At 53.1% G+C, this 15,220-nt stretch carries 10 protein-coding genes; 9 read left to right on the top strand and 1 reads right to left on the bottom strand.

The features are described 5' to 3' along the window. The first annotated feature begins 14 nt into the window (after positions 1-14). From IE117_RS24355 to IE117_RS24320, 8 genes are all read left to right on the top strand, one after another. A complete protein-coding gene (locus IE117_RS24355) occupies positions 15-1,439 on the top strand; it encodes a hypothetical protein (RefSeq protein ID WP_189568365.1) in 1,425 nt (474 codons plus the stop codon). A 111-nt stretch (positions 1,440-1,550) separates the two neighbouring features. Next, positions 1,551-2,822, top strand: coding sequence for a hypothetical protein (locus tag IE117_RS24350; protein ID WP_189568363.1), 1,272 nt, complete (start codon positions 1,551-1,553; stop codon positions 2,820-2,822). A gap of 68 nt (positions 2,823-2,890) precedes the next feature. Continuing rightward, entirely contained in the window at positions 2,891-5,896 is a 3,006-nt protein-coding gene (locus IE117_RS24345) for a glycoside hydrolase family 2 protein (RefSeq protein WP_189568360.1), read from the top strand. A gap of 18 nt (positions 5,897-5,914) precedes the next feature. Then, positions 5,915-6,757, top strand: coding sequence for an amidohydrolase family protein (locus IE117_RS24340; RefSeq protein WP_189568357.1), 843 nt, complete (start codon positions 5,915-5,917; stop codon positions 6,755-6,757). Between the two features lie 204 nt (positions 6,758-6,961). Further along, the gene (locus tag IE117_RS24335) at positions 6,962-8,323 is read left to right on the top strand and encodes a sulfatase-like hydrolase/transferase (RefSeq protein WP_189568355.1); all 1,362 of its coding nucleotides are present in this window, start codon (positions 6,962-6,964) and stop codon (positions 8,321-8,323) included. 39 nt (positions 8,324-8,362) lie between these two features. Continuing rightward, the gene (locus IE117_RS24330; protein ID WP_189568353.1) at positions 8,363-9,601 is read left to right on the top strand and encodes a M14-type cytosolic carboxypeptidase; all 1,239 of its coding nucleotides are present in this window, start codon (positions 8,363-8,365) and stop codon (positions 9,599-9,601) included. Positions 9,602-10,018: 417 nt separating this feature from the next. Continuing rightward, positions 10,019-10,312: a type II toxin-antitoxin system HigB family toxin gene (locus IE117_RS24325; RefSeq protein WP_189568351.1), complete on the top strand. Its 294-nt coding sequence runs from the start codon at positions 10,019-10,021 to the stop codon at positions 10,310-10,312. A 23-nt stretch (positions 10,313-10,335) separates the two neighbouring features. After that, positions 10,336-10,716, top strand: a complete 381-nt coding sequence (locus IE117_RS24320) for a helix-turn-helix domain-containing protein (protein ID WP_189568348.1) — start codon at positions 10,336-10,338, stop codon at positions 10,714-10,716. A 10-nt stretch (positions 10,717-10,726) separates the two neighbouring features. Here IE117_RS24320 and IE117_RS24315 read toward each other — a convergent pair whose 3' ends face one another. Beyond that, a complete protein-coding gene (locus IE117_RS24315; protein ID WP_189568346.1) occupies positions 10,727-11,692 on the bottom strand; it encodes a site-specific integrase in 966 nt (321 codons plus the stop codon). A gap of 574 nt (positions 11,693-12,266) precedes the next feature. On the opposite strand from IE117_RS24315, the gene IE117_RS24310 reads away from it, so the two are divergent. Further along, positions 12,267-15,200, top strand: a complete 2,934-nt coding sequence (locus IE117_RS24310) for a SusC/RagA family TonB-linked outer membrane protein (protein ID WP_189568344.1) — start codon at positions 12,267-12,269, stop codon at positions 15,198-15,200. Positions 15,201-15,220: the final 20 nt, after the last annotated feature.

The following is a 15,220-nucleotide window of genomic DNA, read 5'->3' as shown; positions in this document are numbered from 1 at the left end:
TCATGTCCTTTTTCATGAAAAACTCTTCAAGTTCAGCACTTTACCGCGTAAAAAAAGGCCTCTGGGCAGCGGGAATCATCCTGGCTTCGGTTTTGGTCGGCTTCAATTTTATTTTAAAAAAGCAAGAAGGGCAACCTACTCTTCACCGAAAAGTACCCATCCCGCCAGCTTTTCTCATTACAACCGATGGTCTCACCTACGGCGGGGATCTGCGTATGGGCGATTTATCGGGCGATGGTCAGGCGGATTTTCTCGTGTACCGCGCGGCCAATTCCGTGGATGGCGGCGCGGTGCAGCCCTGCTTCATCGGCACATTCGATCAGCAGGGTAAGGTACTTTGGCAAAAAGGCGAAGGGGGCTTGCAGCCTAACCGTCCCGGCCCGGTGGCGATCTTCGACATCGATGCCGACGGAAAAAATGAGGTGATCACCTTTTTTGTGGAAGAAGGCAAAGCCGTGACCCCACAAAGCATGGCGAACGTAGTTGTGCAAATCTTGGACGGACAAACGGGACGCGTGAAACGGCAAGCCGGTCCGCCCGAACTGACCGCCAGCGAGGGGCAAGGGGCCAACTGGGTTCACCAGCGCATTCTGATCGCCAACCTGCGGGGTAAAGCCACGCCCCGGGATTTCATCGTGAAGCTGGGGACGAAAATAATAGCCTTCGATGACGAATTGAACGTACACTGGACCTACCAGAAGGCATGGGACGAGTACGCCCATTGCCCGGCCTACGTCCCGACGGTCGGCGACATGGACAACGATGGCCGCGATGAAATCAACGGCGGCTACTACGTCCCGAATGCCGACGGCCAGCCCCTTTGGGAAAAAAAATTAGGGAAGAACATGGATGCTGTCGTCATTGACTATTGGGACGACCCGCAGAAGAAACGCGCCTTCTGCTCGGGCTTCGGCCACGTCATGGACCAAGAGGGGAACGTCGTCCTGAATTTGAGCGAGCAGGTCGTGCCGCACGGTCAGGAACTGCGTGTGGCGCATTTCGACGGGGCCGTGCCCGGACCACAGATGATGATCCGCTATAATGGCCATAAGACCGATATGCTGCTGGTGGGGCTGAACGGGAAAGTGATCCGCAAATTTAAAGTGAATGAGTCGCCCAACAACACGGGTATGGACGCCATCTACTGGAACGGGTCCAATCGACCCGCTCATCTGTACAACGGAGGAATATTGTGGAGCGGGCAGGGAAAGATCGCCCACAAATTCTCCAGGCTACCCGCCCCCAGGGCGACCTGCGGCAGGGATGGTACCACTGCATTCCGGCCGACGTGGCGGGCGACGCTCGGGAGGAGGCCGTGCTGTACAATCCCTGGGACAGGTACTTGTTCGTGTAGACTGCCGCCCCTTTTTTACCCGAGCGATTTACAAAATACCAGCCTGGTTCCCGCCAGTACAATGTCCGGCTGCTGGATTAAGTGATGTCTTTTCCAAAATACTTTGTCAAATGAAAGGGGGCCGAACTCGTTAAATAGCGGAATGATCACCCTTTTCTCAAAACAGAACCAACACAAACATTCAATTTCAAACCACATGATCCGTCGTAATTTTCTCAAAAACAGTCTGCTGGGAGGCCTGGGAATGGCCGCACTGCCGCCGATGGCCTTCTTTCCAACCGCAGATTTTCCCGTCGAGCGCATTACCGATGGCAGCAAACCGCACTGGTTCGGCTACTACGACAAGTTGCAGATCGACCCCACCGGCCGCTACGCGCTTGGGATGCAGGCGCCCTTCGAAGGCCACACGCCCGGTCCCGACGACCAGCTGGAAATCGGCCTGATCGACTTGCAGGACAACAACAAGTGGCGCAAGCTGGGTACTTCCAATGCCTGGGGCTGGCAGCAGGGTTGCATGTTGCAATGGCTACCGGACTCAAAGGAAGAGGTCATCTGGAACGATCGCATCGACGGCGCTTTCAAGAGCCGCGTCCACAACGTCAAAACGGGCAAGGAGCGCATTCTGCCCAAAGCCATCTACACCCTTGCGCCCAACGGAAAGTTCGCCGTCGGCACCGAGTTCAACCGCATCCAGAACCTGCGGCCCGGCTACGGCTACGTGGGCATCCCTGATCCCTACGAGAAAGTAAAAGCTCCGAAGGACATCGGGATTTACCGCATGGATTTGAAAACGGGCAAGCACAAAATGCTGCTGTCGCTGGCCGAGATGGCCGCCATCCCGAACCAGGGCGAGCCGGTGGATGGATACTGGCACTGGTTCAACCACCTGCTTATCAGCCCCGACAGCAAGCGCATGTTGTTCCTCAACCGCTGGCGGAAAAAAGTGCGGGAGCAGGACGGCGTCCCGACCACGCCCTTCATTACCCGCATGGTGACGATGGACACCGCCGATGGCGGCGACCGCTACGTGATCGACCCTTCGGGCGATACGTCGCACATAATCTGGGACGGCCCTGACCGCATCCTGGCCTGGACCAAGCCCATCGGCAAGGAATGGGGTTTCTGGCTCATGGAAGACCACACCCAGAACAGCAAGCACATCGGCGCGGAAGCCATGACCGTCAACGGCCACAACACCTACATCCCGCACACCAACAACGAGTGGGTACTCAACGACACCTACCCCGACGCCAACCGGATGCAGACGCTCTACCTCTACCACATCCCCACCAAACGCCGCGTGATTCTGGGCAAGTTCCTCTCGCCGCCGCAGTACAAGGGCGAGTACCGCTGCGACCTGCACCCGCGTTCCAACCAGCAGGGAACGGAGGTTTTCTTCGACTCCACGCACGAAAAGCTCGGCAGGCAGATTTATCGGGTCAATATCGAAAAAGTCATTCGTGGGTGAGAGGAATTTCCACAATTTTTTTCCTTGCCTTTGTATGAATTATTGAAAAATCCAATCAATTTAACTTCATGGTTTTTAGCCACTTTCCCACTTTTCGTTACTGCTTGCTTCTTTCATTGGCGTCATCCTTAGCCTTTTCCCAATCCAGCCGATCGTTCGAGCTGCGTTATTTTTCACCTGATAAGGCCGCTAATGGTGAGACGGACTTCAAGGGCAAGACCGCCGTGTTCTCCACCGATCAGCGGGTGGCGTTCTTAAAACAATACGCCGACCTGGCCCGCCAGCAGTTCGACGACCCGCAGCTCGACACCCAGGTAGTCACCGATGCCGAAGTGACCGAAGCCCTGAACCGCGTGAAGGCCGCGCCCCGGCCCCAGGTTCGGCAGCACCAGCCCCTCACCGACTGGAAGTACCTCGGCTACCGGGCCGGACAGCACAACGAGCGGCGGCAGGAACTGGCCCGCTGGAACCAAACGAAGGGCGCAGCTCTGGCCGACGGCTACCTGCGCCTCGACGGGCGACCGGAACTGCTCACCTGGCGTTTCGCCAGCCAGGCCTGGCGGTTCACCGTTTCATGGCAGGCAAAGGTACCCAGGCAGCAGGAAGTGCAGTTCCAGCTTTCCGACCGGACGCGCGTTCCGGCAGCGACGGTAGGTTTCGGAGCCGACGGAAGGTTGTTTTACACCACCGCCCGCCACCAGCGCGTCGATACGCTCAGTTATGCGCCCGACCGCTGGCATCACTTCCGGGTGGAGGTCGATCTGTCGGGCGGCGAAACGACGGTGGGGCGGTACAATCTGTATGTGGACGACCGGCTGGTGGCCGACTACGTGCCGCTCGAGCGGGCCAGCACCGAGCGACTGGCCTATAACAAAGGGTTTAGCACCATCGGGCAGGTCAATACCTTTGCCGTACAGTCGGCGGGCGTGGTCGAGCTGGACGACCTGCTGGGCATTGGGTACGCGTTGACGGATCGGGATCACTACCCCTATGTCCCGGAGACGTTTTTGGATGAGATTTTCCAGGAAAAACCCGACATCGCCCACTGGACAGACTTGACCTACGACGACCGTCAGTGGGAGGCAGGACAACTACCGCTGGGCCACGGCTCGGAGCGCTTCGCCGAAGAAGATCTCTACCTCCGTAAAAAGGTGGAAGTAGGTAGTTTCGACAGAGCTTTCCTGAATATTGAAACCCTCGATCCGGGCGGGGAGGTATGGGTCAATGGCCAACGTGTGGCGGTGATCGACAACCGCTATCCCAATCGGCTCGACATCGGTACTTTCCTAATGCCGAACCAAACCAACCAGATCGCCATAAAGGTCAACCACTTCATGCTCACCGAAGCGGTGGGCGAACTGATGCCCCACTCGCTGCTCGATCTGAGCATCGGTTGGCTGGCGGGCCGGATGTCGCTCGATTTGGTGTCGGCGGCGCACATTGAGTCGGCCTACGCACACACCTTGCCGCTGACTGGTAAAGCTGACGTGGCCCGGCTCAAAACTCAGGTCAACCTGAGGCACGGCGGGGTTTTCCGGGGCCGGGCCGACATCGCCCTGTTCCCCTGGTACCCCATCGAGTCGGACAAGGCGGCCGCGATGCTAAGCCTACCTGTCAACTTCACCGACAGCCTGACGCTCACGTCCGTGCTGGCTGTGAACAACCCGACGCTCTGGACCGCCGAAAATCCCAGCCTGTACCGCGTGCAAGTGACTCTGCGCGATAGCAAGGGTAAAGCAATCGACGACCACACATTTGCCACCGGGCTGCGCACCATCGATCAGCAGGGCGGACACTTCCGTCTCAACGGGCAGGTGTCGATGCTCAACGGCGCGCAGATCATGGGATTCCGGGGACCGCTCGAAAAAATGGCCGTGTGGCAGCGCTGCCCGCCCATCGAGTGGATCGCGCGGGAACTGCTGATGGTCAAAAAGATGAACGGCAACCTGCTGCGCATCCACGTACACGCCTGGGAAAACTCGAACTCCGAAGGCATCAACGACCCGCGCATTGCCGAACTGGCCGACCAACTCGGCGTAATGCTTGTCTGGATTACTCCTTCGTGGATCAGGACGGGTACCGACTGGCGGCAGATCGACTTCGCCGGAATGCCCCGTTATATGCGGCAGGTGATGAACCACCCCAGTATCGTGGTTTGGGAGGCTTCCAACCACCCGCAGAGCTTCAAGGGCAAGCCGGTATCGGAATCCGACGCTTTTACCGAAACGATTTACAACACCGTTTATCCCGTCGATTCGAGCCGCCTGATTTCGCTGAGTTCTTACCTTTTCCACCTCCACTATGGCAACGACGTCGGCACCATCGACTATAAGGGCAACCCTATCAAGGCGTCGTGGGCCTACACCGCTCCCATGGTGACGCGGGGCAACCAGGATTCCCCGACGGGCTACACCAAGGACTGGTCGGAGTTGCGACGCTGGCCCGACGCCTACCGCCAGGATCTGCTCAACAGCCCCGAGCGGGCGTATTTCGATTTCGAACATGAGGAGTCGATGGCCCAGCCCAACTGGGAACTGCTGCGCGGCAAGACCTACTACCGGGTGCATTCCTACGAATGGCCCTACGACGTAGGCACCATCGGTCGGAAGCTGACCCTGGACGAATGGGCCGAAAGCCAGGCCTGGCAGGCGTTTTCGGCCTGGGAGGCCATGAAGAAAATGCGTTCCCTCGACTACGACGGCTTCTCCTGGTGTACCCTGCACGGCGGGCCAAACTCGGGTACTTACATGAAGCCGATCATCGACGTAGAAGGACACGCCAAACTGGCCTACTGGGTCAATAAGATGGTTTTTCAGCCTACGGTGGCGGGCAGCGGCAACGTCGATGTAGTGTACGGCCCAGACGACACTCTCACTCCGGTGGTCATGCACTACGGGCCAGGTCGCAGGGTAACGTTGACCGTCACGATTCAGGATGAGATCGGTAAGACAATCGAGGAGAAAAAATTTGACAACATCAAGCTGGCTACTGGCCGCAATGCGGTATCGCTGCCCGCTTTCAGACCCGCCTGGGACAAAGAAGGCCACTATCGAATCTTATACCAAATCGAGTGATAGGCTGTACTAATCATTATGACCCTTATTGATTCACACGTACATTTTTGGAACCCCGCCCGACTTGACTATCCCTGGCTCGACAGTGTGCCGGATATCAAAAAGCCGTTTCTGATACACGATTACAATCAGGCCACCAGTGGGTATGAAGTAATCAAACTAGTGTTTGTTCAGAGCGAGTGCGAACCTGAACAGGCGCTGGACGAACTTGATTTCGTAATGGAACAGGCTGCCATTGACAGGCGAATTGCGGGAATTGTGGCCTATGCCCCATTGGAACAAGGCGAGGAAGTGATAAATTATTTGAATATCCTTAAAGCCAATCCGCTCGTACGGGGAGTTCGGCGGCTAACCGAAAACCAGACGAACCCGTGCACTGCTGCTCCATTTATCGAGGCTGCTCGACTCCTGCCCCGCTTTGGCCTTACGTTGGATGTCAGCATAAGACCCTATCAGATGGAAGAAACCTTTGCACTGATCGAACGCTGTCCCGAAACCCAATTTATTCTCGATCATCTTGGCAAACCCAATATTGGGCATGGTCAATTTTATGCGTTCCAAAAACATATTGGTCGTATGGCCCAATTCCCGAACGTGGTAGCGAAGGTGTCTGGGCTGGTTACAGAAGCTGATTGGGAATACTGGACAAAAGATGAAATACAGCCTTATGTGGACTATGCGCTTGAACGCTTCGGCGCGGATCGACTACTTTTTGGCTCCGACTGGCCAGTAGTGCTGGTGGCGGCTACCTTTGACCGCTGGCTTGACACGCTCCAACAATTAGTGACTCATTGCTCAGAATCAGAAAGGGAGAGCCTTTTCTACCGTACTGCCGAACGGGTGTACCAATTAGCTGGGTGATTATTTAAAAAATAGGGTTGCCAGTCATTTCATTGGAAAAGGGGCATATTGAGGAAATAGTACCTAGCGGCGACAGCACTACAAAGTCTGAACAAACCTAGTAGCCTCATATCAGATGGTCCATTGGCTCATGTTTAAAAATTAGCAAAATCAATGATTATCAAAAATTTCCTACTAGGCGTAATCTCTCTATCACTTCTTCAAATGAGCAGTGTTTTAGGTCAGATCGGCAATAAACACAATGCCCCACCTAACATTATACTAATCGTTTCGGACGACCAGGGTTATCATGACCTGGGAAGCTACGGGAACGGAGCCATCATCACCCCCCATCTGGATCGCCTGGCCGCCGAAGGGGTGCGGTTTACCGACTTTTACGTCACAAGTTCCATCTGCACGCCTTCGCGCAGCGGGCTGCTCACCGGACGCTACCCCCAGCGGAATGGTACGTACGAGTTGTTCCGCAACGACCGCGTCGATGAAGGATACCAGTACAATGAGGCGGAATACAGCACCACGCCCGAACGAATCCTGGGGACGGATTTGCGCGAGGTATTTATTTCGGAAATCCTGAAAAAAGCGGGCTATACCAACGGCATCTTTGGCAAATGGGATCTGGGGCAATTGCGCCGTTTTCTGCCTCTACAACAGGGCTTCGACCGCTTTTACGGTTTCGTCAACACCGGCATCGACTACTTCACGCACCAGCGCTACGGCATTGGCTCGATGTACTCCGATAACGAGCCGACTACCGCCGACAAGGGTACTTATTCCACGGATCTGTTTACTAGGAAAGCGCTGAGATTCCTGGACGAAAACCGGGAGAAGCCCTTTTTCCTGTATCTGCCTTACAACGCCCCGCACTCGGCTTCGAGCCTTGACCCGACCATACGCAGCACCGTGCAGGCCCCGGAGGAAACCCGGCACCTTTATCCGATGGGCAAGACCAAAAAGGAGAATCAGACGAGAGACTACCGGGCGGCTGTGACGCGGATGGACGAGAGCATCGGCGATATTCTGAAGCGCGTTGCCCAGCATGGCCTGGAAGACAACACACTGGTGGTGTTCCTGTCGGACAACGGCGGCGGGGTGGGTTCCGATAATTCGCCGTTGCGCGGCCGGAAGGGGCAGTTCTGGGAAGGCGGCATCCGGGTGCCATGCATTATCAAATGGCCGGGACAGATCGAGGCGGGCGCTGTCAACCGAGATTTTGTCACCTCGCTGGAATTGTTTCCCACGCTGCTGGCTGCCGCCGGGGTTGCGCATCCTAATGATGTAACGCTCGACGGCTTCAACCTACTTCCCCGGTTGATGGGCGGCACCGAAAAAGTTCGGGAGGAGATGTTCTGGGAACTACGGGAAGATCAGGCTGCTCGCGTCGGGACGTGGAAATGGGTCGCTTCGCCTAAGGGAAGCGGGCTATTTAATTTGGAAAAGGATATCGGCGAGCAATATGATCTCACCGCTGAGCAGCCGGAAGTGGCCCGAAAGATGCGGGAGAAGTTCGCCGCCTGGCAATCAGCCATGCAGCGGGCCGAACCTAGAGGGCCGTTCCGCGACTACTAGGTAGTTACTTCAAAAAAAATAGATTTAAACCCATCACAAATGCTCAGACGTCGACTTTTTTTCATGCTCTTGTTAAATACTTTATCAGCCACGCAGCTCGCTCCGGCCTACGGTCAATCGAGCAGCGCCGGGGTGTCTATTTCGGCCAATTTCGAGGGGGGAAGACTCGGTCAAGTCACTCAGGTATCGAATAACCGCTGGCAGTGTGCCCTTTTGGGTGAAACAGATTCCGAAAACCGAAATCGTCAGGCCAGCTGGTACTATTTCCGGGTTGACGGATCAAAAGACCAGCCGCTGACGATTGAACTGACTGACTTAGTCGGCGAGTACAATTACCGCTACGGAACCATTCCCGTGTCAGCCGAAATCCGTCCCGTGATTAGCTACGACCAAACCACTTGGCGACACCTCACTGACGATGAAGTGCAGTGGAACGACGCGGACACCACCCTAATGCTGTCTTTTACCCCGCAGCACAACACGGTGTGGGTGGCCCACCTCGTGCCCTACACGAACCAAACGCTGGGACAACTACTGGATACTTACCAGTCGAGGTCAGAGGTCGAGCTTGACACTATGGGGGTTACACCCGAGGAGCGCCCGTTACTGTTGCTGACTGTCACCAACCCTGAGATACCGATTAGTCAAAAGAAGGTAGTGTGGCTGATGGCCCGTCAGCATTCTTGGGAAGCCGGTACTTCCTACGTAATGGAGGGACTTATCCGTTACCTGCTGGACTCGAACAAGGGGCGAACTCTGTTGGATCAGATGGTATTCAAGCTGATTTCCATAAGCGATCCCGACGGGGTAGCGCGGGGCGGAGTGCGCTTCAATGCCTTCGGACATGACCTCAATCGGAACTGGGATTACGTGATTACAAAGGAGATGCCGGAGATTAAGGCGCAGAAGCAGGCCATAAAGAAATGGCTGGCCCAGGATCATCCCATTGACTTGTTTGTAACGCTTCATAATACAAAAGCTGATTTTGTGGAGGGACCCGACCAGCCGGAGGGACACAAGCTCTGGAAGGAAATGGCGCAGAGCCTGTCGATGGCGTCCGAAAAGGGACTGCGTGTTATGAAGGCTTCTACCACTGCGGGAAAGCCCGGACGGATGACGGTCTTCCAGGGCTTATGGTCTGAATTTAAAATTCCCGCCTTTCTCATTGAAATGAATGTCGGGAAAGTGGAGAAGCCCAATCGCCACCGGACGGTCGAAGACTGGCTGGCTATTGGCCCGAAACTGGCCGAAGCTGTGAAGATTGCCACAAGTGACTAGAGAGTCTTTTGCCCCGGTCAGGTACCAGGGGATTCATTTCTAATATATGAGCGAGACACCTCTTGAGATAGTCTGGGAATGGCAGTGGTAAGAACTTTGATCATCAGTTTACCCGTACGGTACTCGATGGAGTACCGATTCTCGCGGATGCGACACGTAAACAGGCTTGTCAAATTCTTCCTGAGTCATATTCCTGCAATTTAAGAATCTACACTCTTATTCTAATGACCAATGTTGCCTGGCCACCCGCTGCAAGCCTGAATGAAAATGTTTCCCTTCATAAAGTTGGTAAAATGCCAACTTTATAATACATTTGTGTCGCGCTTATGAAAGTGCATATTAATTCTTTGACAAGAAATGATTTTCTGACGTAAATGGAAAATGTAGGATTCGAGCCCAAAAAGTACCGTTTATGAAATGATCATTGTTCTCGCCCGCAAGCTGGACCAGTTTGCAAGGAAGCACGGAGATGCCGGTAAAAGTCTGACGGTTTGGAAAAGAGTTGTCAAAAGTGCCAACTGGAAAAAAGGAGCGGATGTACTGGAAGACTTTCCAAACGCTTCGATCATTCCGGGAAGCCGCGCCAGATTTAAAATTGTGGGTAACAAATACCGTCTGATCGTGGAAATCGGCTATGAGGACGGAATCGTGGAGGTACGATTCGTAGGAACGCACGCCGAGTACGACCGGGTCGATGCATCGACCGTTTGATCGCTAAGTACCATGTACAGGATATGAAAAAGATAAAATTTGATTGGTTCCTGATCGAGACGGAGCAGGACTATGATACAGCCCTGGCCCGCTACGAGCAAGTCAGGCATGCTGAGAAAAATACGACCGATCACAAGGAGAAGCTCTTACTAGCGCACCTCATTTCTAACTTTGAGGAAAGGACGAGTGAGCTGCCGGCGGTCGATCCCGTGGAACTGATCAAAATCCGAATGGAGGATTTTGGCTATAAGTCGGTTGATCTCGCTAATGAATACGGCGATAAGGGGACTATCAGCAAAGTGCTGAACTATAAGCAAGCACTCTCATTGACCATGATTCGCAAGTTTAGCAGGTTACTCCATATACCGGCAGATGCGCTGATCGGTGAATATGAGTTGAGGTGATTGTTTTTTTCTACAAGCCTAATTTCATGGCCGCATTGTGTTTCACCACCTGCTGCACCCTGGTGTAGCGGTCGATCATCGTGCGGGTGCGGTGCTTGGTCTGCTGCATGATCTGCGAGTCATCGGCCCCGTTGAGCTTGGCGATGGTCACGAAGGAGGCCCGCAGCGAGTGGGCCGAATAGTCCTCGCCGAGGTAAGCCTTGGTCGTCCGCGCCACCTGCTTGTCCGAAAGCCGATCCTCGGTGATTTGCTCATTCTTGCGAATGCGCACGAACAGCGGCCCCACGTTGCGGCCCAGCACTTCCATATAATCCTGCAACGCCCGCACCGGGCAGGTATCCGGGTCGGGGCTGAAAAACAGGGCTTTTTGCTCTTTCTTCTTGTACTGATTCGTTTTACTGCCCTGGTAAGAAAGGATCGATCCCTCTCGGGTAAATTGGACGCTTTCAATATTGAGGGCCACCAATTCCGAGCGCCGAAACCCGCCCGCGAAACCCGCCAGCAGCAGCGCGCGGTCGCGCAGACCGGTGGGCGTGGTGGGGATTCGCGCCAGACACGCCTTGTACTCCTCGATGTCGAAAGCCGGGGACTGCTCGGGTTCGGTGCCGATACTGCGCTTGATCCCTTCCATGACGGTCTTCACCGCCTCGTCGCTGGCGGGATTAGGGTGGCCATTCAGCCGGTGCCACTGCCGGATGGCGGCCAGCCGACGGGAGATCGTCGACCATTTGCGGGTAGCGGCCAGGTCGGAGATGTAGGCCGCCAGTGTGGCCGGGTCGATGGGCAACTCGGGCAGCCCACGGTGGCGCAGCCAAACCGTGAGCTGGGCGATGTCGGATTGGTAGGCTTTGCGCGTGTTGTCGGCGCCCTCGATTCCCCGGGCGAAGAAGGCCGCCGTTTGTTGGGCCAGCTCTTCGCGGGAGACCAGCACGGGGAGCTCCTCCGATTTTGATTCAACGTTCAGTTTCGAATTCATGGGCTTTCAAAATTTGGATGACCAAAAATACGAAAAACTAATTACGTCCGATAAGTAAAGCTTATCGGACGTAATATATATTGTTCATAGATCTAAGTTTGTTGCGGCTGAGATTTTGCTGTACAAAAAAATGTAGGGTTTGATCCCGAATACGCTAATCTCAGTCCATCAAAGAAAACTCCGGAAATAGCCAATCCTGTGAAGCGATAGCTGAGTAAAATCAAAATTGGTGCGAAGCGTTTTAGGAGGTAAAGGCAATTGGGATGAAAAGCAAGAGTCAGTGGTAAAAGCTTTTGGTAATATGTCGATGGTACTCACAATTTCCATGCGTCAGAAGGGGGGGAAACCAAGTCGACTGCTACCGCTTCGCTGAATAATTTTGGGTTTTTTACCCTGTGCAGCAAGCAGTTTCGACCTGTGCAAGTGTCTCGGGTGATGGAACTTTATGTATAGTTATGACCGCGGATAACAAAACCCATACTTACGCAGCCCTTCATTATTACAATGAATTCTTTTAAAAGCTAAAATTTATGTTGTAAATTGTTACGCAAACGATTGTTTAAAACATCTCACCATGAAAAAATTTTCTTTCTTATTACTTTTCTGCCTCTTTTCGGGAAGTGCGGCACTCGCGCAGAAAATGGTATCCGGCGTTATTAAAGACCAAGCGGGCGAACCCTTGCCCGGAGCCACTGTTTCGGTGCAGGGCACAAACAAAGGTACGGCCGCCAATGCGGACGGTGCCTTTGAAATAAGTGTCAACGGTGCTACCGATGTGCTCGAATTCAGTTTTGTAGGTTACGCCACGAAAACCATTACCGTTGGGAATCAAACTACCATCAACGTCGAACTGGAAGAAGACGCCAACGCACTCGATGAAGTGGTGGTGGTGGGTTACGGAACGCAGAAGAAATCGGACATTACCGGAGCTGTGACTTCGGTTAGTGCAAAAACGCTTGAAGAGCGCCCCCAGGTAAACATCGGTCAGGCACTTCAGGGTACCATGCCCGGCGTCAACATCTCGGTGAATTCGAATACCGCCTCGGGGGCCAGTAACGGCATCAATATCCGGGGGAGAAGGTCGATATCCGGCGGCTCAGACCCATTGATTGTATTGGACGGCGTAATTTATTCAGGAAGTCTTTCTGATGTGAACATTAACGATATCCAGAACCTGGAAGTCTTGAAAGATGCATCAGCTTCCGCCATTTATGGAGCCAGAGGGGCCAACGGTGTCATCCTTATCACGACCAAGAAAGGGACGAAAGGCGGTAAACCGCAGCTAAATTTTAGTACCTATTACGGTGTTGATGTTCCGTACGCCCAGCCGGATATGATGGATGCCGAAACGTTCTACCGGAGAAAAGTGGAGCGTTACGGCGCGGATTTCCTGACGGACACTGAGAAAGACGTGTACGCCAGTGGTCAGTACGCTGATTGGGTTGACTTAGCCGTTAGAAATGGCTCTCGGGTGGAACATAACCTGTCGGTAGCCGGCGGCACCGAGGTGATGAATTACTTCGTTTCAGGCAATTTTCAGAACGTCAAAGGTGTGGCCGTTAACGATGATTTTTCGAGAGCGAGCTTTCGGGCAAACCTTGAAATCAACATTACTGACTGGTTGAAGCTGGGTACAAACAACACCCTCAGCTTAACGGATAGGAGTGGGATTTCGGCAAGTTTCACGGATGCTTTCTACATGAATCCGCTGACGAGGGCTTACAATGAAGACGGTACATTGACAAAATTGCCGTGGCCGGAAGATGTCGGATTTGGTAACCCGCTGGAAAATACGCTCTACGACAACAGCGATAAGACGAGCTCATTTTTTACAAATAATTACCTTTTGGTTGACTTTCCTTTTCTGAAAGGATTATCCTACCGATTAAATACGGGCTACACCATCCGGGATTCGAAGGAACAAACCTACCGTGGCCGAAACTCGCAACGTGGTTTTGAGGCGAACGGATTTGCAACCGAGGATGTGGCGGATACCCGTGACTGGCTGATAGAAAACGTAGTGAGCTATAACCGGTCATTTGGCAAGCACAATATTTTTGCCACGGCCCTTTACAGTGCTCAGCAAAGAACGGATGAAAGCGTCTATATACGTGGAAATGGCTTCCCGAATGATGTGAGGAGCTTTTATCAGTTTAACGATGCGGAAGTGCTGGTGTCCAATGCAGGATACAGCAAACAGAGCAACGAGTCTCAAATGCTGCGTTTAAACTATAATTACGATAGCAAATACCTGCTGACAATTACAGGAAGAAGAGACGGTTACTCTGCTTTCGGAGCAGATACGAAATACGGCCTTTTCCCGTCCGTTGCGCTAGGCTGGAATATTTCTGACGAAGCTTTCTTGCAAAATAATCGGATTCTCAACCAGTTAAAATTACGATTATCATACGGTCAGAACGGCAATCAGGCCATCAGTCCGTACCGCACGCTGGCGAGTTTGACAAAAGAAGATTACATTGATGGCAGCGGCAACAACCTGATCGGTTATCGTCCCGGCGGATTAGGAAACGGTTCATTGGGTTGGGAAACAACTACCTCTTTGAATCTGGGGATTGACTTCGGTCTTTTAAATTCACGAATAAGTGGTTCACTGGATATCTATTCCACCAGAACCACCGACCTGCTGCTGTCCAAGAGTATTCCCGGAATCAACGGGTCGACTTCCATCATTCAGAATATCGGAGAAACGAAAGGGAACGGCTTCGAACTTGCCCTAAACACCAGGAACATCGTTGGCAAAGAGTTTACGTGGAGTAGCCAGATCGCTTTTTCCAGAAACCTGAATCAAATTGTAAACGTGGGTCTGACTGATGATGATGGCAACTTTATCGATGACGTCGGTAGCAGATGGTTCGTTGGTCATCCAATCAGTGTGAACTACGGTTATGTCATTGACGGCATCTGGCAAACTGACGAAGTGGACGGCGTGAATCTGAATGATTATGCGGTAAAACAAGCCGGGGACGTAAAATACCGGGATGTCAATGGAGACCAAAGGATCGACGAAAAAGATCGGGTGGTAATTGGGAGCCTGCAGCCTGATTTTACGCTGGGTTTCAATAATAACTTTGCTTACAAAGGCTTTTCGTTAGACTTGTTTTTCTACTGGCTGGAGGGCGTTACGAAGCGCAGTGAGTTGATAACCACCAATGACTTTAACCTGCGGAGGAAAATTTACAACGTAAATTACTGGTCACCTACCAATCCTACTAATGATTTTCCCGAAAACGCCGATCGTTCGACGAATCCGTTATCAGGAGGATGGTACGAAGATGCCAGTTTTTTCCGTCTGAAAAACGTGACCCTTTCCTATAAAATTCCGCAAAATTTGGTCGATAAGCTAAGACTCCGGAGGTTGGAGGTTTACGTAAACGGCCAGAATCTGTTTACAAAAACCAAATGGAGCGGTATTGACCCGGAAGCCAGTGATCAGACTGACCGGCCTTTCGCAAGGACCTATCTCGGCGGTATTAGATTAGGTATTTGACAATCGATAAAATTAGAAGA

This window comes from Persicitalea jodogahamensis (assembly GCF_014651615.1).
In the GTDB taxonomy this organism is placed as follows: domain Bacteria; phylum Bacteroidota; class Bacteroidia; order Cytophagales; family Spirosomataceae; genus Persicitalea; species Persicitalea jodogahamensis.
This window is presented reverse-complemented; position numbering and strand designations above follow the sequence as displayed.

What these genes read in the sequence shown, in the direction of transcription:
- IE117_RS24340 (WP_189568357.1), top strand. Translation starts at nt 5,915, where the DNA reads ATGACCCTTATTGATTCACACGTACATTTTTGGAACCCCGCCCGACTT.
- IE117_RS24330 (WP_189568353.1), top strand. Translation starts at nt 8,363, where the DNA reads ATGCTCAGACGTCGACTTTTTTTCATGCTCTTGTTAAATACTTTATCA.
- IE117_RS24310 (WP_189568344.1), top strand. Translation starts at nt 12,267, where the DNA reads ATGAAAAAATTTTCTTTCTTATTACTTTTCTGCCTCTTTTCGGGAAGT.
- IE117_RS24325 (WP_189568351.1), top strand. Translation starts at nt 10,019, where the DNA reads ATGATCATTGTTCTCGCCCGCAAGCTGGACCAGTTTGCAAGGAAGCAC.
- IE117_RS24320 (WP_189568348.1), top strand. Translation starts at nt 10,336, where the DNA reads ATGAAAAAGATAAAATTTGATTGGTTCCTGATCGAGACGGAGCAGGAC.
- IE117_RS24350 (WP_189568363.1), top strand. Translation starts at nt 1,551, where the DNA reads ATGATCCGTCGTAATTTTCTCAAAAACAGTCTGCTGGGAGGCCTGGGA.
- IE117_RS24335 (WP_189568355.1), top strand. Translation starts at nt 6,962, where the DNA reads ATGAGCAGTGTTTTAGGTCAGATCGGCAATAAACACAATGCCCCACCT.
- IE117_RS24345 (WP_189568360.1), top strand. Translation starts at nt 2,891, where the DNA reads ATGGTTTTTAGCCACTTTCCCACTTTTCGTTACTGCTTGCTTCTTTCA.
- IE117_RS24355 (WP_189568365.1), top strand. Translation starts at nt 15, where the DNA reads ATGAAAAACTCTTCAAGTTCAGCACTTTACCGCGTAAAAAAAGGCCTC.
- IE117_RS24315 (WP_189568346.1), bottom strand. Translation starts at nt 11,692, where the DNA reads ATGAATTCGAAACTGAACGTTGAATCAAAATCGGAGGAGCTCCCCGTG.